Here is a 19,792-nt window from a genome sequence, read left to right as displayed (position 1 = left end):
TCGCCGGTCTTACTGGTTACCAATCACAACAAAAGGGAATGAACGATGCATCACAAGCTGCACATTACGGCACTGGCGCTGGCGCTGAGCGCCGCCTATCCGGCCATGGCTGCCGACGAAGAACAGATCACCAAAGTGGAAGTCAAAGGCCAGAACAATGGCGACGACTCTTACTCGGCCGGCTCGGCCCACACCTCGACCCGCATGGAAATGTCGATCCGCGATACGCCGCAATCGGTCAGCGTGGTGACCCGCGCACTGATGGACGACTTCAGCCTGACCCGGCTGGACGAAGCGCTGGGCCTGACCACCGGCGTGATGATCGGTCAGATGGATAGCGAACGCACCAGCTTCTATTCGCGCGGCTTCAGCATCACCAACATCCAGGTGGACGGCATGCCTATGGGCTCCAATTCGCCGCTGTCGGACACCATCCTGTATGACCGCATCGAAATCGTCCGCGGCGCCAACGGCCTGATGGGCGGCACCGGTGATCCCTCGGCTGCCGTCAATATGGTGCGCAAGCGTCCGGGCAAAACGCTACAGGGCAGCGCCAGCGCCACCTTCAAGCGCTGGAATGACCGCCGCGTTGAAGCCGACCTGAGTACGCCACTGACCGGCGACGGCAAGGTGCGCGGCCGCGTGGCGGTCGCGCATCAGGACCGCGATTCCTATATGGACATGTACCATGAGCGCAAAACCGTCGGCATGGCCATCGTTGAAGCCGATCTGACGCCAGGCACGCTGCTGGCCGCCGGCATCGACTTCCAGCGCAACACGCCGACCGGCGCCACCTGGGGCGCGGTGCCCTACTGGAATTTCGATGGCACGCTGGCCAATCTGCCGCGCAACTTTACGCTGACCACGCCATGGAGCACCTGGGCCAATAAACAGCACACCGCCTTTGTCTCGATCGACCAGCGTTTCGGCGAAGGCTGGAAGCTGCACCTGGGCTACGCCCGTACCGACAGCCGCAACAACACCACCGTCGCCAACGGCGGCGCCGGTTACCCGAATCCGGCCACCGGCGTCGGCATGCGCCTGTGGACCGGCGTGTGGGGCGAAGGCAAATCGGTGGACGACAATTACGACCTCTACGTCACTGGCCCGTTCAGCCTGTTAGGCCGTCAGCACACGCTGATCGCCGGCTGGAACGGTGGCAAGCAAGTCAGCAGCAGCCAGAACGGCAAGTCGACGGTTTTGTATCCGGCCGCCATCCCCGATTACCGCAACTGGACCGGCAATATTCCCAAGCCGACCTTCACGCCGGACGGCTCGCACTCGGAAACCGAGGTCAAGCTGGGCGGCGCCTATGTGGCTGGGCGCTTCAGCATCACTGAACCGCTGACGGTGATCGTCGGCGCGCGGCTGAGCAACTATCGGACCGAGAATTCGGAATTCGATACCAGTGGCAAATACACCGGCAGCAGCGATCTGCAGGAAACCAAGAACGAAACCACGCCTTACGCTGGCATCGTCTACGACCTGAATCAGCAGATGTCGCTGTACGCCAGCTACACCACCTTGTTCTCGCCGCAAACGTCGCGCGACAAGAACAACGCCCTGCTGAAACCGCAGACCGGCACCAATAGCGAGCTCGGCATCAAAGGCGAATTCCTCGACAAGAAACTGAACGCGTCGGCGGCCGTCTTCCGTACGCTGAAGAAAAACCTGGCGCAGCTGGACCGCAGCGTGCCGGCCGGTTTCACCCTGCCGGACGGCGGCCTGGCCTATGTGGCCAACGGCGACGGCATCACCGCGCGCGGCATCGAGTTTGATGTCTCGGGCCAGGTGTCGCCGGACTGGAATATCGCCGGCGGCTACACCTATCTGAATGTGAAGGAAGCCAATGGCGAGCGTGGCGAACCAACCCAGCCGCGCCATCTGCTGCGCCTGTCCAGCTCGTACAAGCTGGATCGTGTGCTGCCGGGCCTGCGCGTGGGCGGCAGCGTGCAAGCGCAAAGCTCGATCTACAGCGTGTCCTGGTACGGCCGCCCGATGGCGCCGGCCAGCGAAACATCACGCCTGACGCAAGGAGGTTATGCGTTGCTGAGCATGTTTGCTGGCTATGACATCAACAGCAATCTGCGTGCCCAATTAAACATCAGCAACCTAACCGACAAAAACTACTACCGCAATGTCGGCTTCTACGATGGCGTATTCTGGGGCGAGCCGCGTAACGTTAGCCTGACCCTGGCGGCCAAGTTCTAAAAACGATCTGTGGATAAACTTGTGTGTATCCTTGTGAAAACTGCAGGGATAAGCGGGTGCATAAGCTGAGGAAAAGCCCTGTATAAAGCATGTAAAAACCCTCGGATAAGCTGTTTTTATCCATGGGATAAGCCTGTATAACTTTATTCACACAGCAATGCGAGTCTCGAATTTGCTGCGGAATGTGGAGAAATATGCCTTCACATTCCGCACATTGGCGTGGCTCGCAAACAGACGGTGCGCCAGCGCGTGATACGCCGGCATATCCGCCACCTGCACCACCAGCACGAAATCCGGCCCCGGCGCCACGCGGTAGCATTGCAGCACCGCCGCCTCGGCGGCCACCAGCGCTTCAAACTCGGTCATGCGTTCCGCCGCCTGGATATCCAGCGAGATTTCCACCAGCGCTGTCAGGCTGGGTCCGACTTTTTCCGGCGCCACGATGGCGACTTGGCGCTGGATCACGCCACTTTCCCGCAAATGCTTCACCCGCCGCAAGCAAGTTGGCGGGGAAACATGCACGGCGGCGGCCAATTCCGCGTTGGTTTGCGATGCATCAACTTGTAGCGCATTCAAAATGCGACGATCTATTTCATCCATAAGGTATTTAAGAAATATTATTTCATGAGCTAAGTATGGTGAAATTTTATGACAAATATCTAGATAAATAGAAAGCTTATTTCACCATCCCTGCTCTACGATGCGTTTAACTTAATTCACGAGGTACTCCTATGTGCGGCATCGTCGGCGCGGTAGCGCAACGCAATATCACCCCCATCCTGCTGGAAGGCCTGAAACGCCTGGAATATCGCGGCTACGATTCCTGCGGCGTCGCCCTGCACGTGGATGGCGAGCTGCAACGCTCGCGCAGCACGTCGCGCGTGGCGGACCTGGAGCTGCAAATCAATGAAGCGCAGCTGCAAGGCTTTACCGGCATCGCCCACACCCGCTGGGCCACCCATGGCGCGCCGGCCTCGCACAACGCCCACCCGCACTTCTCGCCCAGTGCCGACGCCGCGCGCATCGCGCTGGTCCACAACGGCATCATCGAAAACCACGACGAGCTGCGCGCCGAGCTGACCGCGCTCGGCTATGTGTTCCAGAGCCAGACCGACACCGAAGTCATCGCCCACCTGGTCGACCACATGTACAACGGCGACCTGTTCGACACCGTGCAACAAGCCGTCAAACGCTTGACCGGCGCCTACGCGATCGCCGTGTTCTGCCGCGAAGAACCACACCGCGTGGTCGCTGCGCGCCAAGGTTCGCCGCTGATCGTCGGCATCGGCCAGGGCGAGAACTTCGTCGCGTCTGACGCGATGGCGCTGGCCGGTACCACCGACCAGATCATCTACCTGGAAGAAGGCGACGTGGTCGACCTGCAGCTGGGCCGCGCATGGATTGTCGACAGCAACGGCAAGCAAGTGCAGCGCGAAGTCAAAACCGTGCAGGCGCACACCGGCGCGGCCGAGCTGGGTCCGTATCGCCACTACATGCAGAAAGAAATCTTCGAGCAGCCGCGCGTCATCGGCGACACGCTGGAAGGCGTCACCGGCATCATGCCGGAGCTGTTCGGCGACGGCGCCTACAACGTCTTCAAGCAGATCGACCGCGTGCTGATCCTGGCCTGCGGCACCAGCTACTACTCCGGCCTGACCGCCAAGTACTGGATCGAATCGGTGGCCAAGATTCCGGTGAATGTGGAAATCGCTTCCGAATACCGCTACCGCGATAGCGTGCCGCACCCGAACACCCTGGTGGTCACCATCTCGCAAAGCGGCGAAACGGCCGACACGCTGGCCGCGCTGAAGCACGCGCGCAGCCTGGGCATGGAACACACGCTGACCATCTGCAACGTCGCCACCAGCGCCATGGTGCGCGAATGCAAACTGGCCTACATCACCCGCGCCGGCGTCGAAGTGGGCGTGGCTTCGACCAAGGCCTTCACCACCCAGCTGGCCGGCCTGTTCCTGCTGACGCTGGCGCTGGCGCAAGTCAACGGCCGCCTCAGCGACACCGAAGAAGCCGGGCACCTGAAAGCCATGCGCCACCTGCCGGTCGCGATCGCCTCGGTGCTGGCGCTGGAGCCACAAATCATCGCCTGGGCCGAAGATTTCGCGCGCAAGGAAAATGCGCTGTTCCTCGGCCGCGGCATGCACTACCCGATCGCGCTGGAAGGCGCGCTGAAGCTGAAAGAGATTTCCTACATCCACGCCGAAGCGTATCCGGCCGGCGAACTGAAGCACGGCCCGCTGGCGCTGGTGACCGAGGAAATGCCGGTGGTGACGATCGCGCCGAACGACGCGCTGATCGAAAAGCTGAAATCGAATATGCAGGAAGTGCGCGCGCGCGGCGGCCAGCTGTACGTCTTTGCCGACGTCGACTCGCGCATCACCTCCGGCGAAGGCGTGCACGTCATCCGTCTGCCGGAACACTACGGCCTGCTGTCGCCTATCCTGCACGTGGTGTCGTTGCAACTGCTGGCTTACCACTCGGCCGTGGCGCGCGGCACCGATGTGGATAAGCCACGCAATCTGGCCAAGTCGGTGACGGTGGAATAAGGCCCGTTAGCTGGCTAAGCAGATTGGGCAATAGTTAGTGAGCTGCCTTTTCATCCAGAGTTTCGTCAACAAAATTCGGATATACGAAAGGGTAATTTGAGTCATTGCGGAATTACTTCGCTACTTATTGATTTTGGATAAATCTAGTTTGTTTCGTTGTTGCTGTTTTGATACTTTTGTTGAATTTTTTTTAGTTTTGAGGAAAACTCCTGTCTTAGTGTATTGATGAATTTATTTTAATATTTCCTTACCTATTTTTTCGTCCTCTCGTTCCTGCATCTCAAATTTAGGAGATAACGATGGCTGCCGTTCCGCTTGTGGTTGTTCTTGAAGCTGCCGCTGAGGCTTATGCGAAAGAGTTGGCTGCCTCGATTGGCACTGGTATTGTAGAGACGCTATTCAATCAGGGAAAAATCGCTTCTGATCTAGCGGAAATAAAACAGATGCTTATGGCGCTGAGTGAGTTCATCCGCTTGGAACTCCCGCTCCTCGTTGAGAGATCAGTTGACATCGCTCTAGCGAAGAAATTGGAATACGAAGTGATAGAGAAGGCCTTGACAGTCAGGGGTTCTATCGCTTCACTCCAAGCTGCACGAGAGGTTAATGTTCCAGAGTGGCGACTTCAGTTTCTTGTTTCAGAACTGGCATTCAACGCCGATGGACTTTTCGAGATGGCGGGTGCACTTACTTCGTATGGACAGCCTTACTACGCTAGCGTGGGCGTTGCCTTTGGGCTATCACTCAAAGCGTATGCAAGTATTGCTGTGAGCGCTCCGGAAAGGTTCGCATCGCTGTATTTGCGCTGTGCTGATTGGCAGCCAAGATTAACTCAATGGATGGATATTAGCCGCTCCACTAGCCTTGCTGGTTCGCTTAAGTGGTATAGAGAAAGATATGAACTCGGTCAGCGAACTGTTCCGTCGTTTGAGACTTGGAATACGCATACGACTCGGGAAGTGCTCATCTCTTGGCAAAGACAAGGTGATGTGATTTGGCTCTTCGGTGCTTGGTACGGATACTGGCAAGGAACAGGCCTGAACGGAAATATGCTATCTCGATGCTTAGCTGAGGGACAAAGTGTCGAGCAAGCAATGGCTGCCGGCGCCTTGAGGTACACGATACCCGAGTGGTATGAAGTGAAAGCCGACGTTATAGCATCGCGTGCTGACTACGATCAGTGTGCTGAAGAACTTAAGAAACTAATTGCTGATTACTATCGTTACCCTGTTGTTGAACCAAATTTAGTAAAAGCAAATCATCTCATAGCTTCTTTGCTTGCTACAATCGACAAAATTCTTCTGAGGTCCGAAGTCATCATTCCAACTACCGCCCAAGAGCTAGGGATGGTCGTTACCGAAACAATTCCGACGCCAGAACAACATGCAGAGCGTTTTGCGCAAGCGGCCAAGGCAGAACGTATTGGGTATTGGTAGGCTAAGACAAGTTTGCATAGGCGTTGTACTAGCATCTAACAAGCACGCGCGGACCAAATGCAGGCTCGGGAACTCATTGGTATTTCCCAGCCTGCGTAATCGTATCCATGCGTAGTGTAAAGTCCGAGGACAAGGATCTCGCTGATTAAGCGATGGTATCAACCACCCCACCATCCACCCGCAGCGCCGCACCCGTGGTGGCCGAGGCCTGCGGCGAGCAGACGTAGACCACCATGTTGGCCACCTCTTCCGGCGTCGCTACGCGCTGGATGATGGAGGTGCTGCGGTGCTGTTTGACGAAGGCGTTGGCCTCGCGTTCGGCGGCGGCGTAGTCGGCGTCCGGCGCGACCAGGTTTTGCACGCCTTCCGACAAGGTCGGGCCGGGCAGCACGGCGTTGACGGTGATGCCGGTGCCGGCCAGGCTTTTGGCCAGGCCGCGCGAGATCGCCAGGTTGCCGGTCTTGGTGAAGCCGTAATGAATCATGTCGGCCGGAATATTCAGCCCGGACTCCGAGGAAATGAACACGATGCGGCCCCAGTTTTTCTGCTGCATGCCGGGCAGATAGGCGCGGCTGGCGCGCACGCCGGACATGATGTTGATTTCAAAGAAGCGGGTCCACTCTTCGTCCGGAATCTCGGCAAACGGCTGAAGGTTGAAAATGCCGAGATTGTTGACCAGGATGTCCGCCACCGGCTCCGCCTGTTGCAGCTGGGTGAAGCCTTCCGCATTGGCGAGATCCACCGCCACGCCGCGTGCTTGCGCGCCCGGCACGCTGTCGCGCAGTTTGCTCAGTGCCTGGTCGACGTCGGCCTGTTTGCGGCCGGTGATGACAACGGTGGCGCCGGCGCCAGCCAGGCCCGCCGCAATGGCGTAGCCGATGCCGCGTGTGGAGCCGGTGATGATGGCGGTTTTACCTTGCAGATCGATCTTCATGACGTTTCCTTTCGGGGGGATGGTTGATGGTTACATCCTAGCCCAAAAGCGCCATCGGATAATCCTCCTTACGGGCTATACACCTTTCGACGCAGCGCAAAGCCGGGCCGGGTTTTCCTCGGGGCGCAGCGTCAGCACTTGCACGCCGTCGCGGGTCACCGCCACCGTGTGTTCGAACTGCGCCGACAGCTGGCCGTCGCTGGTGACCACGGTCCAGCCGTCGTCCTCGGTATGCACCATGTGGCGGCCCTGGTTGAGCATAGGTTCGATGGTGAACACCATGCCTTCGCGCAGGATCAGCCCGGTTTTCGGCCGGCCCCAGTGCAGCACCTGCGGCGGTTCGTGCATCTCGCGGCCGATACCGTGGCCGCAGTATTCGCGCACCACCGAATAACCATGCCGCTGAGCATGACGCTGGATGGCATAGCCGACATCGCCCAGCTGGGCGCCCGGACGCACCGCGCTGATGCCTTTCCACATCGCTTCATAAGTCACTTGCACCAGCCGCGCCGCTTCCGGTGACACGGCGCCGACCAGATAGGTTTTGCTGGAATCGGCCAGGTAGCCGTTTTTTTCCAGCGTGATGTCGAAGTTGACGATGTCGCCGTCGCGCAGCAGTTCGTCCTCGGCCGGTACGCCGTGGCAGACCACGTTGTTGCGCGAGGAATTTAATGCGTAGCCGTAGCCGTATTGGCCCTTGCTGGCCGGCCGCGCGCGCAGTTCGTCGACGATGAAACTGTCGACCAGGTCATTGACCTGCATGGTCGACATGCCGACCAGATTCAACTGGTCCAGGCGGCCGAATACGCTGGCCAGCAAGCGGCCGGATTCCGCCATCAGCGCGATTTCCGCCGGCTTCTTGGTCATGCCGCAACCGCCTTCAAATTCCGCGCATCGACGCCGGCCTCCTTCAGCTGCTGCGCAACGATCTCATTGAAGCTCAGCGTCGGGTTGGTTTCGGCCAGCATGCCGATCTTCACCCAGAACGCCGCCTGCGCGTTGATTGACCGGCACGATACCGCGCTGGCTTTGCGGATCTGGTCATGCAGATCCTCGTCGATGTTCACAATACCCATGCTGACCTCTATATACGAAACGTATACGAAGTATATATTCAGCGCGAGTATGCAAGCAAGTTATTCCGGTATCGGCTTGGTCACCAGGAATAGGTAGGACATTGCACCCAGGAAGGCGATGCCGGCGCCGGCCAGCAACGCCGGCACGAACGACCAGCTCTGGGCGATATAGCCGGTCAGGATGGGCGCCAGCGCGCCGCCCAGGAAGCCGCCAAAGTTTTGCAGCGCGCCCAGCGAGGCCACGCGGCTGGGGGGCGCCGCCACTGTCGCCAGCGACCAGGCGCAGGCCGACGAGGCGTTGGCCAGGAAGATGACGATCGAGATACAGGCCACTGCCACCAGGTTGCTGTCCACCAGCGCTGCCGGAATGGTGAACGCCACCATGCCCAGCGTCGCCACCACCACCGCATTGCGGCGGCCGGTCACTGGCGAGGCGGCTGCGCGCGCAACCCGGTCGGAGGCCCAGCCGGCGATCAGTGCACCGGCAAAGCCGCACATGAACGGCACCGAGGCGGCGATGCCAGCGTAGGCCAGGTCCATATGCCGCTCGGTGCGCAGATAGCCTGGCAGCCAGGTCAGGTAGACCCAGTTCAGATACACCGAGCCAAAGAAGCCGAGCATCATGCCCCAGGTGACGCGGTAGCGGAACAGCGCCAGCCACGAGGCAAAGCTGGTCTTCGGCGGGTTGGCGGTGGTGGCGTCCAGTTCCAGATAGGCGCGCTCCTCTGCGGTCAGTTCGGCACGCACCGGATCGCGGTACAGGCTGACCCACACCAGCGCCGCCACGATACCCATCGCACCGGTGACGAAGAAGGCCCAGTGCCAGCTGGTCGCAGCGATCAATGGCGCCAGCAGCAGCGGCGCCAGTGCGACGCCCAGCGGCGATGCCGAGTTGTAGACGCCGGTTGGCGTGCCGCGCGCGCGTGCAGGGAACCAGTTGCTGACCACGCGCGCCGCCGCCGGGAACTGCGGCGCCTCGCCGATGCCCAGCGCGATGCGGGCGATCACGAAATAGCCAAAGGTGGCGGCAAAGCCGCCGGCCGCCTGCGCCAGCGACCACAGTACCAGGCCGATGCCGAGCAGCCAGCGCGGACCGATCTTGTCGACCAGCGCACCCACCGGCAGCTGGCACAGGGCGTAGCTCCAGGAAAAGGCCGACAGCAGCAGCCCCATCTGCCCCAGCGTCAGGCCGAGGTCGGCGCGGATGTATTCATTGGCCACCGCCAGCGTGGCGCGGTCCAGGTAGTTGATGACGCCGCAGACCACCAGCAGTACCAGCGCCAGGGTCTGGTTGCGGCGGATGCGGGAAGGAATCGTGTTGTGCTTATTTTTCATGGTGAGCGAGTATAGCCGCACTGCTCAGCCATACCGCAATTGCCGGCTATTTCATGGGCTGATGGCGCGCGCCACGCCCGACAGCCGCACTGCCCGGCGCGGCTTGCCATCAAACTCCACCTGGCCCATAAACGCCACCCGGCGCTGCACGCCATCAGCGCCATTGACACGGACTTCGTCGCGGAAGGCGCCGTTGCCAGCGGGATCGAGCGCCTGCCGCAACAAGGTGTCGTAGCGTTCGCGGTCGTCGCAATGGAGCATGGCATTCATCGCGCTGGCGTCGGCCAGTTGCGCGCCGGCGGGCAGACCGAACAGCGCCAGCAGCCGCGTGTCGGCATCGATGCGGCCGCTAGCCGCATACCATGCATAGGACCCCATGCCGGCCGCGTCCAGCGTCAGCCGCAGCCGGCTTTCGCTGGCGCGCAGCGCGTCGAGGGTATGCCGGCGTTCGGTGATGGCGTTGAACAGCACGCCAGCCTGGCATAGCTGCGGTGCACCCACCGGGAACGCGTAGACATCGTAGACGCGGCCCAGTGCGCGTGCCTCATGCTCAAAGCGCACCGGCTCGCGGGTCTGCACCACGCGGCCATAGATGTTGAACCAGGTATCTTCGTGCTGCGGGGCGATTTCGCGCATCCAGCGTCCCACCGCCTCCTTGATGCCGGTCAGCTGCTCGAACGGCTGATTGACTTGCAGGAAGCGATAATCCAGCGCCGCGCCAAGCTCGCCGAACCGCACTTCGATCACGCAGAAGCCTTCGTCGATGGAGTTGAACAGGGTGCGGTAGTGTGCTTCCGACTCGTGCAGGCTGACCTCGTAGCGCTTTCTTTCGGTGATATCGCTGGCAGCGCCAAACCATTTGCTGATGGCGCCCTTCTCGTCCAGCAGCGGAATCGCGCGCGAGAACACCCAGCCGGTACTGCTGTCCATCCGCACCACCCGGTGTTCCAGCTCAAAGTGGCTGCGGGTGCGGATGGCCTGCTGTATCGTCTCCCACACGCGTGGCTTGTCCACTTCCGGAATGTATTCCTCGCTCCAGTCGACGCGCGGAATCTCGGTGTTGCTGAGGAAGTTCTTGCCGGCCAGCGAGCGCATCTCCAGCCAGTCGGCGCTCATCTCGTAGACGATTTCTGAAGTGGCGCTGATGAAGGTGCGCAGCTTTTCTTCCGAGGCCTTCAGCGCCGCTTCCGACTGGCGCCGCTCGGTAATGTCGAAGAAGGTCAGCACCACGCCGCCGATCTGGTTTTGCAGCGCGTAATACGGCAGCACGCGGGCGAAAAACCATTTGCCGGACTGCTCGCGCACCTCGCGCTCGATGGTGTCCGCGCCACCCAGCACGCGCAGCGCGTCATCCATCAGTTCCGGATAGGCGAGGTTGTTGCGCAGGTCGCTGAGCTGGCGGCCCAGGTCGGACGGAATCAGCCGGAACAGGTCCAGCGCGCGCGGCGTGTAGCGCATGATGCGCAGCTCGCGGTTGAGGAAGACCATCGGGATCGCGGCCGCGTTCATCAGGTTGTTGAGGTCGCTATTGGTCTGCTCCAGCTCATCGAGCTTGCCGCTCAGTTGCAAGTTGACCGCCGACAGCTCGGCGTTCATCGAACGCAGTTCCTGGCGGTTGATTTCCAGCTCTTCCAGCGTTGCATGCAATTCCTGGGTGATCATGGGCAGCAGCTGCTGGTGCCCGGCGCCTGTGCCGTCCTTGCTGGCGCTGCCCTGCAGCCGCTGTTGCAGCAGCGCCAGCTGATGCTGTAACTGGTTCACGCTGGGGCCGGCGCGCAGCCGCGAGGCTTCGCCGTAAGTGGTCTGCTCCATCGCCAGCGAGCGCAGGATGGTGTCGACGCCGGGCTGCTGCTGGATGGCGTCGCTGTCGCGGCGGTACAGGTGATATTTGCGCTCCACCGATACGAAGCAGGTGTGGAGTCCCAGCAAGCCTTCCGCCATGCCGAGCAAGAGCAGGCCATGCGGCGCCAGCGCAAAATCGAAGGCCTTGATCATGCGCCGCTGGCCATCGCGGTTGAGGTAGATGAACAGGTTGCGGCAGCTGACCAGGTCGATGCGGGTAAACGCGGGATCGTGCACCACATCGTGTTCGGCAAACAGCACGATCTGGCGCAGCTCGCGGCATACGCGGTAGCCGTCCTGTTCCTGGTGGAAGAAGCGCGCCAGCCGCATCGGCCCCACGGCTTCCGCCGTTGCGGCGCGGTACAGGCCGGCGCGCGCGCGTTCGATGGCGGTCTTGTCGAGATCGCTGCCAAACACCTGGATGCCGGGTGGATTGGGCAGCGTGTGCGCATGTTCCAGCAGCAGCATGGCGATCGAATACGCCTCCTCGCCGCTGGCGCAGGCCGGCACCCAGACGCGCACAAAATCCGACGCATCCTTGTCCTTGAACAGCTGCGGCAGCTGGCGCGCCAGCGCGCCGAAGGCGTCCGGGTCGCGGAAGAAGCTGGTGACCGACACCAGCAATTCGCGGATCAGCGCTTCCGGCTCGGCGGGATCGGACGCCAGCCGCGCCAGGTAGTCGGTCAGCTGGTCCATGCCGGCCAGGTCCATGCGGCGGCGCAGATGGCGCAGCACCACGTTCTGGCGAAAACAGGAAAAGTCGTGGCCGGTACGGCGCCGCAGCGATAGCACGGCGCTACTTACCAGCTCGGCCTCGTGATGGGTCAGCTTGTGCGCCAGCTTGGGTTCCGGCGACTGCGGCGGCGGCTGGCGCAGGACGGCGTCGATACCGAAGCAGCCCAGCAGCCAGGCCGGCATCTGCGCCACGCACAGCACGTCATCGGCGCAACCGCTGGCCATGGCCGCGCGCGGCATGGTTTCATGTGGCGCTTCGGCCGGGTCCTGTACCAGCACCAGTCCGCCGGCCTGGCTGATCCGCAGCAGGCCGGCCGTGCCATCGCTATCGGCGCCTGACAGCAGAATGCCGGCGCAGCCACCGCCAAGGTCGTCCGCTACCGAGCTGAACAGTACATCGATCACCGCCACCCGGCCTAGCAATGGGTCCGGCATGGTGATACTCAGCCGCCGCTGCTGCTGGCGCAGCACGCGGCCAGGCGGTATCACATACACATGGTTGGGCTGGATGGCTTGCGCATCATGCGCATGCAGTACGGTCAGCGCGCAGCGCCGCTGCAGCAATTCCGGCAGCAGGCTTTCCTCGTTGGCTGCCAGGTGCACCACCACGATAAAGGCCATGCCGCAATCGTCCGGCCAGACCTCAAAGAATTGAATCAGCGCCTCCAGGCTGCCGGCGGAGCCACCGATTGCTACCAGCGGGCACTGTTGCGTAGGGCCAGGCATCCGGACTCATCCTTTGTTGACAAGGCAATGAATCCGGCCATCATAGCACGCGTCAGACCTCGCTCCATTGACGTAGCAGATTGTGATAGTGGCCGGTGATGCCGACCATTTCCGGGCAGTCACCCAGGCGCGCGCGCAGGCTCTGGATATTCTGGTCCAGCTCCAGCAGCATGCCGCGCCGCATATCGTCGCGCACCATGCTTTGCGACCAGAAGAACGAGCAGACACGGGCGCCGCGCGTCACCGGTTCCACCCGGTGAATGCTGGTCGACGGGTAGATGATGGCATCGCCGGCCGGCAGCTTGACCTCGTGTTCGCCATAGGCGTCGGTGACGATCAGCTCGCCGCCGTCGTATTCTTCCGGATCGCACAAAAACACGGTGGTGGAGACATCGGTGCGCACCCACTGGCCATTGCCGGGAATGCGGCGCATCGAGCCATCGACGTGGGCGCCGTAGTGCTCGCCGCCGGCGTAGCTGTTGAACAGCGGCGGAATGGTGCGCAGCGGCAGCACCGCCGAGAAGTACAGCGGATGGTTGTTCAGCGCGGTGAGAATGGTCTGGCCCAGCTCCAGCGCCAGCGGCGAGGTTTCCGGTAGCTGGCGGTTCTGCTTGACCTTGGCGCCCTGGTCGCCGACGGTGGCGCGGCCGTCAATCCATTGCGACTCGTCCAGGCGGCGGCGCATCTCGGCGACCTGGTCACGCGTCAGCACGCCGGGAATATGCAGCATCATGATGAAAACTCCTTGGTATAAATAAAAAACCCCGCCGTTACACGTAACGGCGGGGCCAGCAACACGGAATCGGGTACCGGTGCTTAGAACTTGAAGTTCGCGGTCAGGCTGGCCGAACGTGGCGTGCCTGGGGTGTAACGGTAGCCCGACTTGTTGATCGCCTGCACGTACTCTTTGTCGCCCAGATTGTACACATTCAGGCGCAGGTCGATGTGCTTGTTGATCGAGTAAGCGGCCATGGCGTCGAACACCCAGTACGAATCAGCGTACTGCGGGGTGCCGACGGCGCCGTCGGTGCCGCGCGCCAGCTTGTCGCTGAAGCGTGCGCCGCCGCCGATTTGCAGGCCGAACGGCAGCGTGTACGAGGTCCACGCGCTGAAGGCTTGCTTAGGCGTGTAGGTCAGCTGGTTCTCGCCGCTGGCGGTCACGGTGCGGCCGGTTTCCACGCTGGTCGATTGACGGGTGTAGCCTGCGCTCACCAGCCAGCCACGCGCCACTTCGCCGGTCACGCCCAGTTCTATACCCTGCACGCGCTTTTCGCCGTTCTGGTAGACCAGCGCAGCGTTGGTCGGATCGGTTTCCACTTCGTTCTTGACCACGGTGCGGAAGGCGGCGGCGGTCAGCGACAGTTTGCTGTCCAGCAGATCCCACTTGGTGCCCAGCTCGTAGTTGGTGGTTTCCTGTGGATCAAACTTCGGATTGGCGGCGCTGGTGGCGCTGGTGCTCAGGGTGAAGTTGTTGCCGCCAGGAGGGGCTTTCGAGTTGCCCACCAGGCCGTACACGCTGCTGTACGAGGTTGGCTTGTACAGGGCCGACAGCTTGCCGGTCCACAGATTGTCGCTGGCGGTCAGCGCGGTCGCCACATTGGTGGTGGCGGCGATGGCGTTGAAGTCCAGGTTGTAGTGGTCCAGACGCACGCCACCGTTGATGATCCACTGGTCGCCGATCTTGATGGTGTCGAACACGTACGCGCTCTGCGTGCTGACTTCACCCTGGTTGCGCGCGCCGGTGCGGGCATAGGCGATGTTGGTCACGTCGTTGACGTTCGGGTTGTAGAAGTTAGCCGCTGGCAGCACCGGGCTGGTGGCGGTACGGGCGATGGTGTAGTTGGTCTGCTTCTCGTTGGTCAGCTCCAGGCCGCCCACCACGGTGTGCTTGACGGCGCCGGTGTCGAAGCTGGCGGTCAGCGTGGTCTGGTTGGTCAGGATTTCGTTCAGCTGATCCTTGAAGGTTGGCGAGCTGCGGGCCAGGGTCCAGGTGTTGCGGTCCGGATTGGTGATGTTGGCCAGGTTGGCGGCGGTCATCATGAACGAGGTCAGCAGGTAATCCTGCTTGGTGCGGCCGTAGCGGCTGATGTTCGACAGCTTGGCGCCGCCGGCGAAATCGTGCTCGACCTTGACGGTGGCCATGTCGGCTTTCACATCATCGTGGTCCAGCTTGGTGCCGTAGAAGTTTTTCGGATCAACCATCGGTGCGCTGCCGATGGCAGCCACGTTGTTGGCGGCGGTGCTCGGTGGCGCGGTGTAGCCAGGCAGGCCGGTGGTCGGCACGCCGCCGTCTGGCACATTGTTCTGGTCAACGTGCAGGTAGTTCAGGTAGACGCGGGTCGGGCCGTTCAGACCGAAGCCCAGCGATGGCGCGACGCCCCAGCGCTTGTTCTTGACTTCGTCACGGGCGGCGCTGCCGCTGTCCTGCTCCAGCAGGTTCAGGCGGAAGGCGGTGCCGGATTCGGCGTTGATGACGGTGTTGATGTCGGCGGTGGCGCGGCGCTGTTTGCCGCTGCCCACGGTGGCCGACGCCTGGTAGGCGTTTTCCAGCGATGGCTGTTTGCTGACCAGGTTGATCGAACCGGTAGGCGACGAGCGGCCGTTGTCGGTGCCGGCCGGGCCTTTCAGCACGTCGATCTGCTCGATGTTGAACACGTCGCGCGAGATCGAGCCGACGTCGCGTGCGCCGTCGACGTAGATGCTGGACGAGGCGTCGAAGCCGCGCATGTAGATGGTGTCGCCGGTGTTGGTGGTACCGTTTTCACCCAGGAAGAAGGCGCCAACGCCAGGGGTGTTGCGCAGCGCTTCGGTCAGCGTGGTTGCGCCTTGCTGTTCGATCAGCTCTTTCTTGATAACAGTCAGGGTCTGGGCGGTATCGACCAGTTTTTCGGTGTATTTAGCCGAAGAAGCACGCTCGGCCTTGAAGTCGTTTTCGCGGTTGGCGTTGACTTGCACTTCTTTCAGTGTCTGCGGCTTGGCCTGGTCGGCTTCCGGCGCGGCCGCTTCGGCGGCGTGGGCGGCCACTGGCAGCAGCATCGCAGCCAGCGCTGCGCTCATATGTTGGTTAAAGCGCGTTTGCGCGTGTTTGCGACTCTTGATCATTGCCTTGTCTTCTTTCTGGATTGGAATGGAGATGTGAAGTACATAAGATTGTAGCAATTTCGCGCCTTAGCGTAAATGCGAATTATTATCAATACTATTCAAGAGCATGTTTTAGGCGTGAAAGTGTTGCAAAAACACAGCAAATCTCAGTGGGAAGCAAGGGAAAGCGGAATCAGGAGGGATGGCTGTCCAGCCAGGCGCGAGCCTGCGCCAGCGCCTGTTCCAGCTCGCTGCGCACGTTCTGGTAATGCTGGCCGAGTTCCGCAGTGCGATCGTCGTGGATGGCTTCCTCGGCCGCCAGCGTGGCCTGGATCAGCCGCTTGGCGCCAAGAATGCCGACTGCGCCGCGCAGGGCGTGGAACTGCTTGGCCGCGTCGCGCAGCCGGCCTTCCTGTAGCGCCACGCCGGCCAGGTCGGCAGGTCCCATGCCGGTGTCGAGCACGCCGCGCACCATCTTGACCATGGCAGCCCGGCCCTTGGCATCCTTGCCCATGACCCGCATCAGGCCCTCCATATTGAATACCGTGGCAGCGCCTGCTGGCGCTACCGGGCTGACCAGCTTCGGCGCTGGCACAGGCGCCGGCGGATTGTCGATGGGCGCCGCCAGTGGCACGGCAAATACCGGTGCCGGGGCCGCCGCCATCATGGCGGCCAGCAGATCGTCTTGCGACAGCGAGGCTGCCGCGCCAGCTGGCGCCGGGGCCGCTACCGCTGGCGGCGGCGATGCCGGGGCTGGCGGCGGTGGCAGTGGAGGCGGCGGCGCAGGTGGCGCAGGCTGTGGCAGGTGGCGCCGCAGCACATCCAGCATCTCCTCGACCTCGATCGGCTTGGGAATGAAATCGCTGATGCCGGCTGCGCGGCTGCGCTCGCGTTCGGACTCCAGCACGCCGGCCGTCATCGCGATGATCGGCAGGCTCAGCTTGAGTTCCTGGCGCAGGATGTGAGTGGCGGTAAAGCCGTCCATCACCGGCATCTGCATGTCCATCAGCACGATGTCGTATTCGGCCGCGCGGGTGCGCATGACATCGACCGCCTGGCGGCCGTCGCCGACGATGTCCAGCGTCGCGCCGGCGTGCTCCAGAATGCCGCGCGCCACCGCCTGGTTCAGCAGATTGTCTTCCACCAGCAGGAAATGGCAGTCGGCCAGACTGCCGACGATGTGGGTGTCGGCTGCGGCTTGCTGGTCGGCCTCGCCCTGCCGGGCCAGCGCCTGGTGCAGTGCGTCGAACAGATTGGAACTGGTGATCGGCTTGACCAGCACCACATCCGCTTCCGGCGCATGCGAGATTTCCTCGATGCGGTCGCGCGCAAACGCGTTCAGCATCACCACGATCGGTTGCGGCTTGCCGTTGGCCGCTGCACGGATGCCCTTGGCCGTGGCCAGCCCGTCCATGCCCGGCATATGCCAGTCGGCCAGTACCACGTCGTAGGGCTGCTGGTGATCGATGCTCTGGCGGTAGCGGCGCAGCGCGGCTTCGCCGGAATCGACCTCGTCTGCTTGCCAGCCCCAGGCGCGTATCAGCCGCGCCACCAGTTCGCGGCTGGTGCGGTTGTCGTCCGCCACCAGCAGCCGCAGCTGGCCCAGCGCCGGCTTGCGCCGTTCATCGCTCTGGTCGGCCTGGATCTCGAACGGCAGGCTGAACCAGAAGGTCGAGCCCTGCCCCGGCCGGCTGTTGACGGCGATCTGCCCGCCCATCAGCTCGATCAGGCGGCGGGTGATGGCCAGCCCCAGACCGGTGCCGCCGAAGCGCCGGGTGATGCTTTGGTCGCCCTGCGAGAAGGCGTTGAACAGCTGGCTCATCTGCGGCTCGGTCATGCCCATGCCGGTGTCGCGCACCTCGAAGCGCAGCAAGGCGCTGCCGCTGTCGCGTGCGGTCAGGTGGATGCTGACCACCACCTCGCCCTGTTCGGTGAACTTGATCGCATTGCTGGCCAGGTTGACCAGGATTTGCTGCAAGCGCATCGAATCGCCGCGCAAGCGGTTGGGGATGTTGCCATCCACGCTGATGGCCAGCTCCAGCTCCTTGTCGCTGGCGTTCATGGTCATCATGGTGGCCAGCGAATCCATCACTTCGTTGAGCGCGAAATCGACCGGCGACAGTTCCAGCTTGCGCGCCTCAATCTTGGAGAAGTCCAGTACGTCGTTGAGGATGCCCAGCAGCGACTGGCCGGAGACGCGCACCATGTTCAGGTATTTGCGCTGCTGCGAGGTCAGCTGAGTATTGCCGAGCAAATACACCATGCCCAGCACCGCGTTCATCGGCGTGCGGATTTCGTGGCTCATATTCGCCACGAAATCGCTCTTGGCGCGGTTGGCGGCCTGGGCACGGTCGCGTTCGCGTTCCAGCTCCAGCGCGCGCGTTTCGACCTCCTGTTGCAGGCGCTGGCGCTCGGTGATGTCGGAAATCACCGCCAGCACCTTGGTGCCCTGGTCGGTGCGCACCGCGCTCAGGTTGACTTCGACCGGGAACTCGCTGCCGTCGCGGCGGCGGCCATAGGTGGCCATGCCATTGCCCATGCGTACCGGCTCGGCGCTCAGGCCATCCGCAAAAAAGCGGTTGCGGTGGCCCACGTGCTGCTGGCGCAGCCGTTCCGGCACCAGGATTTCCAGCGGCTGGCCCAGCACCTCGTCGCGCTCGTAGCCGAAGCAGCGCTCGCCTTCGCGGTTAAAGGTTTCGATGCGCCCTTCAACGCCGACCACAACGATGGTGTTGGGGGCGAACTCGACCAGGCTTTGCAGGCGCGCGTCGGCAGCCAGCCGCTCATGCATCAGATCGTTGAAGGCCGAAGTCAGCTGGCCGACCTCGTCGCCGACGTGCACCGGCAGCGGCGTGAAACGGCTGGGATCGGCGCGCAGGGCCACGATGGCGTTGCGCAGCCGGATCAGCGGCGCCATCAGCCTTAAGGTCATCACACTGATCAGCAGCGCGGTCAGCAGCGCCGCCACGCCACTCCAGATCAGCACGCGCCGCAGCACGCCGTCGAACGGCTCGAAGGCTTCGTCGGTCGGCAGCGAGGTAGCCAGCAGCCAGTCGACTGATTTCAGCATCTTGTAGCTGTTCAGCGTTTGCTGGCCGTCGCTATTGGTGCCCAGCACCGTGCCTTCAAAACCTTCTTCCAGCGCGCGGGTGGTGTTGGCGTTGGCGTTGGCGGCGCGCGGCTTGAGCAGGCGGCCGATATCCGGATGCAGCACATACACCGGGTTGTCGCTGCGGGTGAGCGCGAAGTAGTAGCCGGTGCGGCCGACCTTGGCGGTGCGCAAGTGGCCCAGCAGATTGTCCTTGTACAGCCGCAGCACGCCGATCAGCACGCACACCACCTCGCCTTTTTCATTCAGCACCGGCGCTACCATCTGCGCCACCGGCTGCTTGTTGGTGCGGCCGATGACCGGTTCGGTGATCATCGGCTTGCGGGTGCGCATCACGGTCTTGAAATAGGCGCGGTCGGAGACGTCGATACCGGCCCGGCCCGGCACCAGCGGCAGGTCGGAAATCACCTTGCCGGCGGCATCCAGCACCAGCAGGTCGTCGAACAAGGCCAGCACGGCGCGGTTCTGATAGTAGTCGCGCAGCTTGTCGGCGGAGTTGGCCAGCGCTGGCGGCTGATTGCGCGCCGACAGGGCGATGATGTCCAGCAGCATGGTCAGCTTGTCGTCCAGCTCCTGCGCGGTGCGGTTGACCAGCGTGGTCTGCTGCGTGAACAGCACCCGCGTGTAGTCTTCCTGCATGCGCTGGGTTTGCACCAGTGTCACCAGGCCGATCATCAGGACCGAGGTGATGCTGGTGGCAAGCGCGACTTTGGCTTTTATGCCGAGTGGCTTCATCTCATCCTTGATAT

General features: G+C 62.2%; 12 protein-coding genes. 3 read left to right on the top strand and 9 right to left on the bottom strand.

All coding sequences use genetic code 11. The features are described from left to right. Nucleotides 1–45: 45 nt before the first annotated feature. Complete coding sequence (locus tag KW842_RS20915) at nucleotides 46–2,211, top strand: TonB-dependent siderophore receptor (RefSeq protein ID WP_218306053.1); 2,166 nt, start codon at nucleotides 46–48, stop codon at nucleotides 2,209–2,211. 147 nt (nucleotides 2,212–2,358) lie between these two features. On the opposite strand, the gene KW842_RS20910 is transcribed toward KW842_RS20915, so the two are convergent. Further along, nucleotides 2,359–2,811, bottom strand: coding sequence for an Lrp/AsnC family transcriptional regulator (locus tag KW842_RS20910; RefSeq protein ID WP_218306052.1), 453 nt, complete (start codon nucleotides 2,809–2,811; stop codon nucleotides 2,359–2,361). A 131-nt stretch (nucleotides 2,812–2,942) separates the two neighbouring features. Between KW842_RS20910 and glmS the strand changes: the two genes are divergently transcribed. Both glmS and KW842_RS20900 read left to right on the top strand, forming a co-directional pair. After that, the gene (gene glmS / locus KW842_RS20905; RefSeq protein ID WP_218306051.1) at nucleotides 2,943–4,772 is read left to right on the top strand and encodes a glutamine--fructose-6-phosphate transaminase (isomerizing); all 1,830 of its coding nucleotides are present in this window, start codon (nucleotides 2,943–2,945) and stop codon (nucleotides 4,770–4,772) included. Between the two features lie 299 nt (nucleotides 4,773–5,071). After that, nucleotides 5,072–6,205 (top strand): hypothetical protein, encoded by a 1,134-nt coding sequence (locus tag KW842_RS20900; RefSeq protein ID WP_218306050.1) that lies wholly within the window; start codon nucleotides 5,072–5,074, stop codon nucleotides 6,203–6,205. A 145-nt stretch (nucleotides 6,206–6,350) separates the two neighbouring features. On the opposite strand, the gene KW842_RS20895 is transcribed toward KW842_RS20900, so the two are convergent. The 8 genes from KW842_RS20895 to KW842_RS20860 all read right to left on the bottom strand — a co-directional run bounded on the left by KW842_RS20895 (nucleotide 6,351) and on the right by KW842_RS20860 (nucleotide 19,778). Then, nucleotides 6,351–7,139, bottom strand: coding sequence for an SDR family NAD(P)-dependent oxidoreductase (locus KW842_RS20895; protein WP_218306049.1), 789 nt, complete (start codon nucleotides 7,137–7,139; stop codon nucleotides 6,351–6,353). A 75-nt stretch (nucleotides 7,140–7,214) separates the two neighbouring features. Beyond that, a complete protein-coding gene (gene map / locus KW842_RS20890; RefSeq protein WP_218306048.1) occupies nucleotides 7,215–8,006 on the bottom strand; it encodes a type I methionyl aminopeptidase in 792 nt (263 codons plus the stop codon). After that, a complete protein-coding gene (locus KW842_RS20885) occupies nucleotides 8,003–8,215 on the bottom strand; it encodes a ParD-like family protein (RefSeq protein ID WP_218306047.1) in 213 nt (70 codons plus the stop codon). The genes map and KW842_RS20885 overlap by 4 nt, the downstream gene beginning before the upstream one ends. 60 nt (nucleotides 8,216–8,275) lie before the next feature. Beyond that, nucleotides 8,276–9,550 (bottom strand): MFS transporter, encoded by a 1,275-nt coding sequence (locus tag KW842_RS20880; RefSeq protein WP_218306046.1) that lies wholly within the window; start codon nucleotides 9,548–9,550, stop codon nucleotides 8,276–8,278. Nucleotides 9,551–9,601: 51 nt separating this feature from the next. Next, entirely contained in the window at nucleotides 9,602–12,853 is a 3,252-nt protein-coding gene (locus tag KW842_RS20875; protein WP_218306045.1) for a chemotaxis protein CheB, read from the bottom strand. A 52-nt stretch (nucleotides 12,854–12,905) separates the two neighbouring features. Next, entirely contained in the window at nucleotides 12,906–13,586 is a 681-nt protein-coding gene (locus tag KW842_RS20870) for a Fe2+-dependent dioxygenase (protein ID WP_218306044.1), read from the bottom strand. Nucleotides 13,587–13,669: 83 nt separating this feature from the next. Next, nucleotides 13,670–15,955, bottom strand: a complete 2,286-nt coding sequence (locus KW842_RS20865; protein WP_218306043.1) for a catecholate siderophore receptor Fiu — start codon at nucleotides 15,953–15,955, stop codon at nucleotides 13,670–13,672. Nucleotides 15,956–16,127: 172 nt separating this feature from the next. After that, complete coding sequence (locus tag KW842_RS20860) at nucleotides 16,128–19,778, bottom strand: response regulator (protein ID WP_218306042.1); 3,651 nt, start codon at nucleotides 19,776–19,778, stop codon at nucleotides 16,128–16,130. Between the last annotated feature and the right edge of the window lie 14 nt (nucleotides 19,779–19,792).

This window comes from Duganella sp. sic0402 (assembly GCF_019219065.1).
GTDB lineage: Bacteria > Pseudomonadota > Gammaproteobacteria > Burkholderiales > Burkholderiaceae_D > Rugamonas.
The sequence above is the reverse complement of the archived record's forward strand: the minus strand, read 5'-3'. Positions and strand labels throughout refer to the sequence as shown.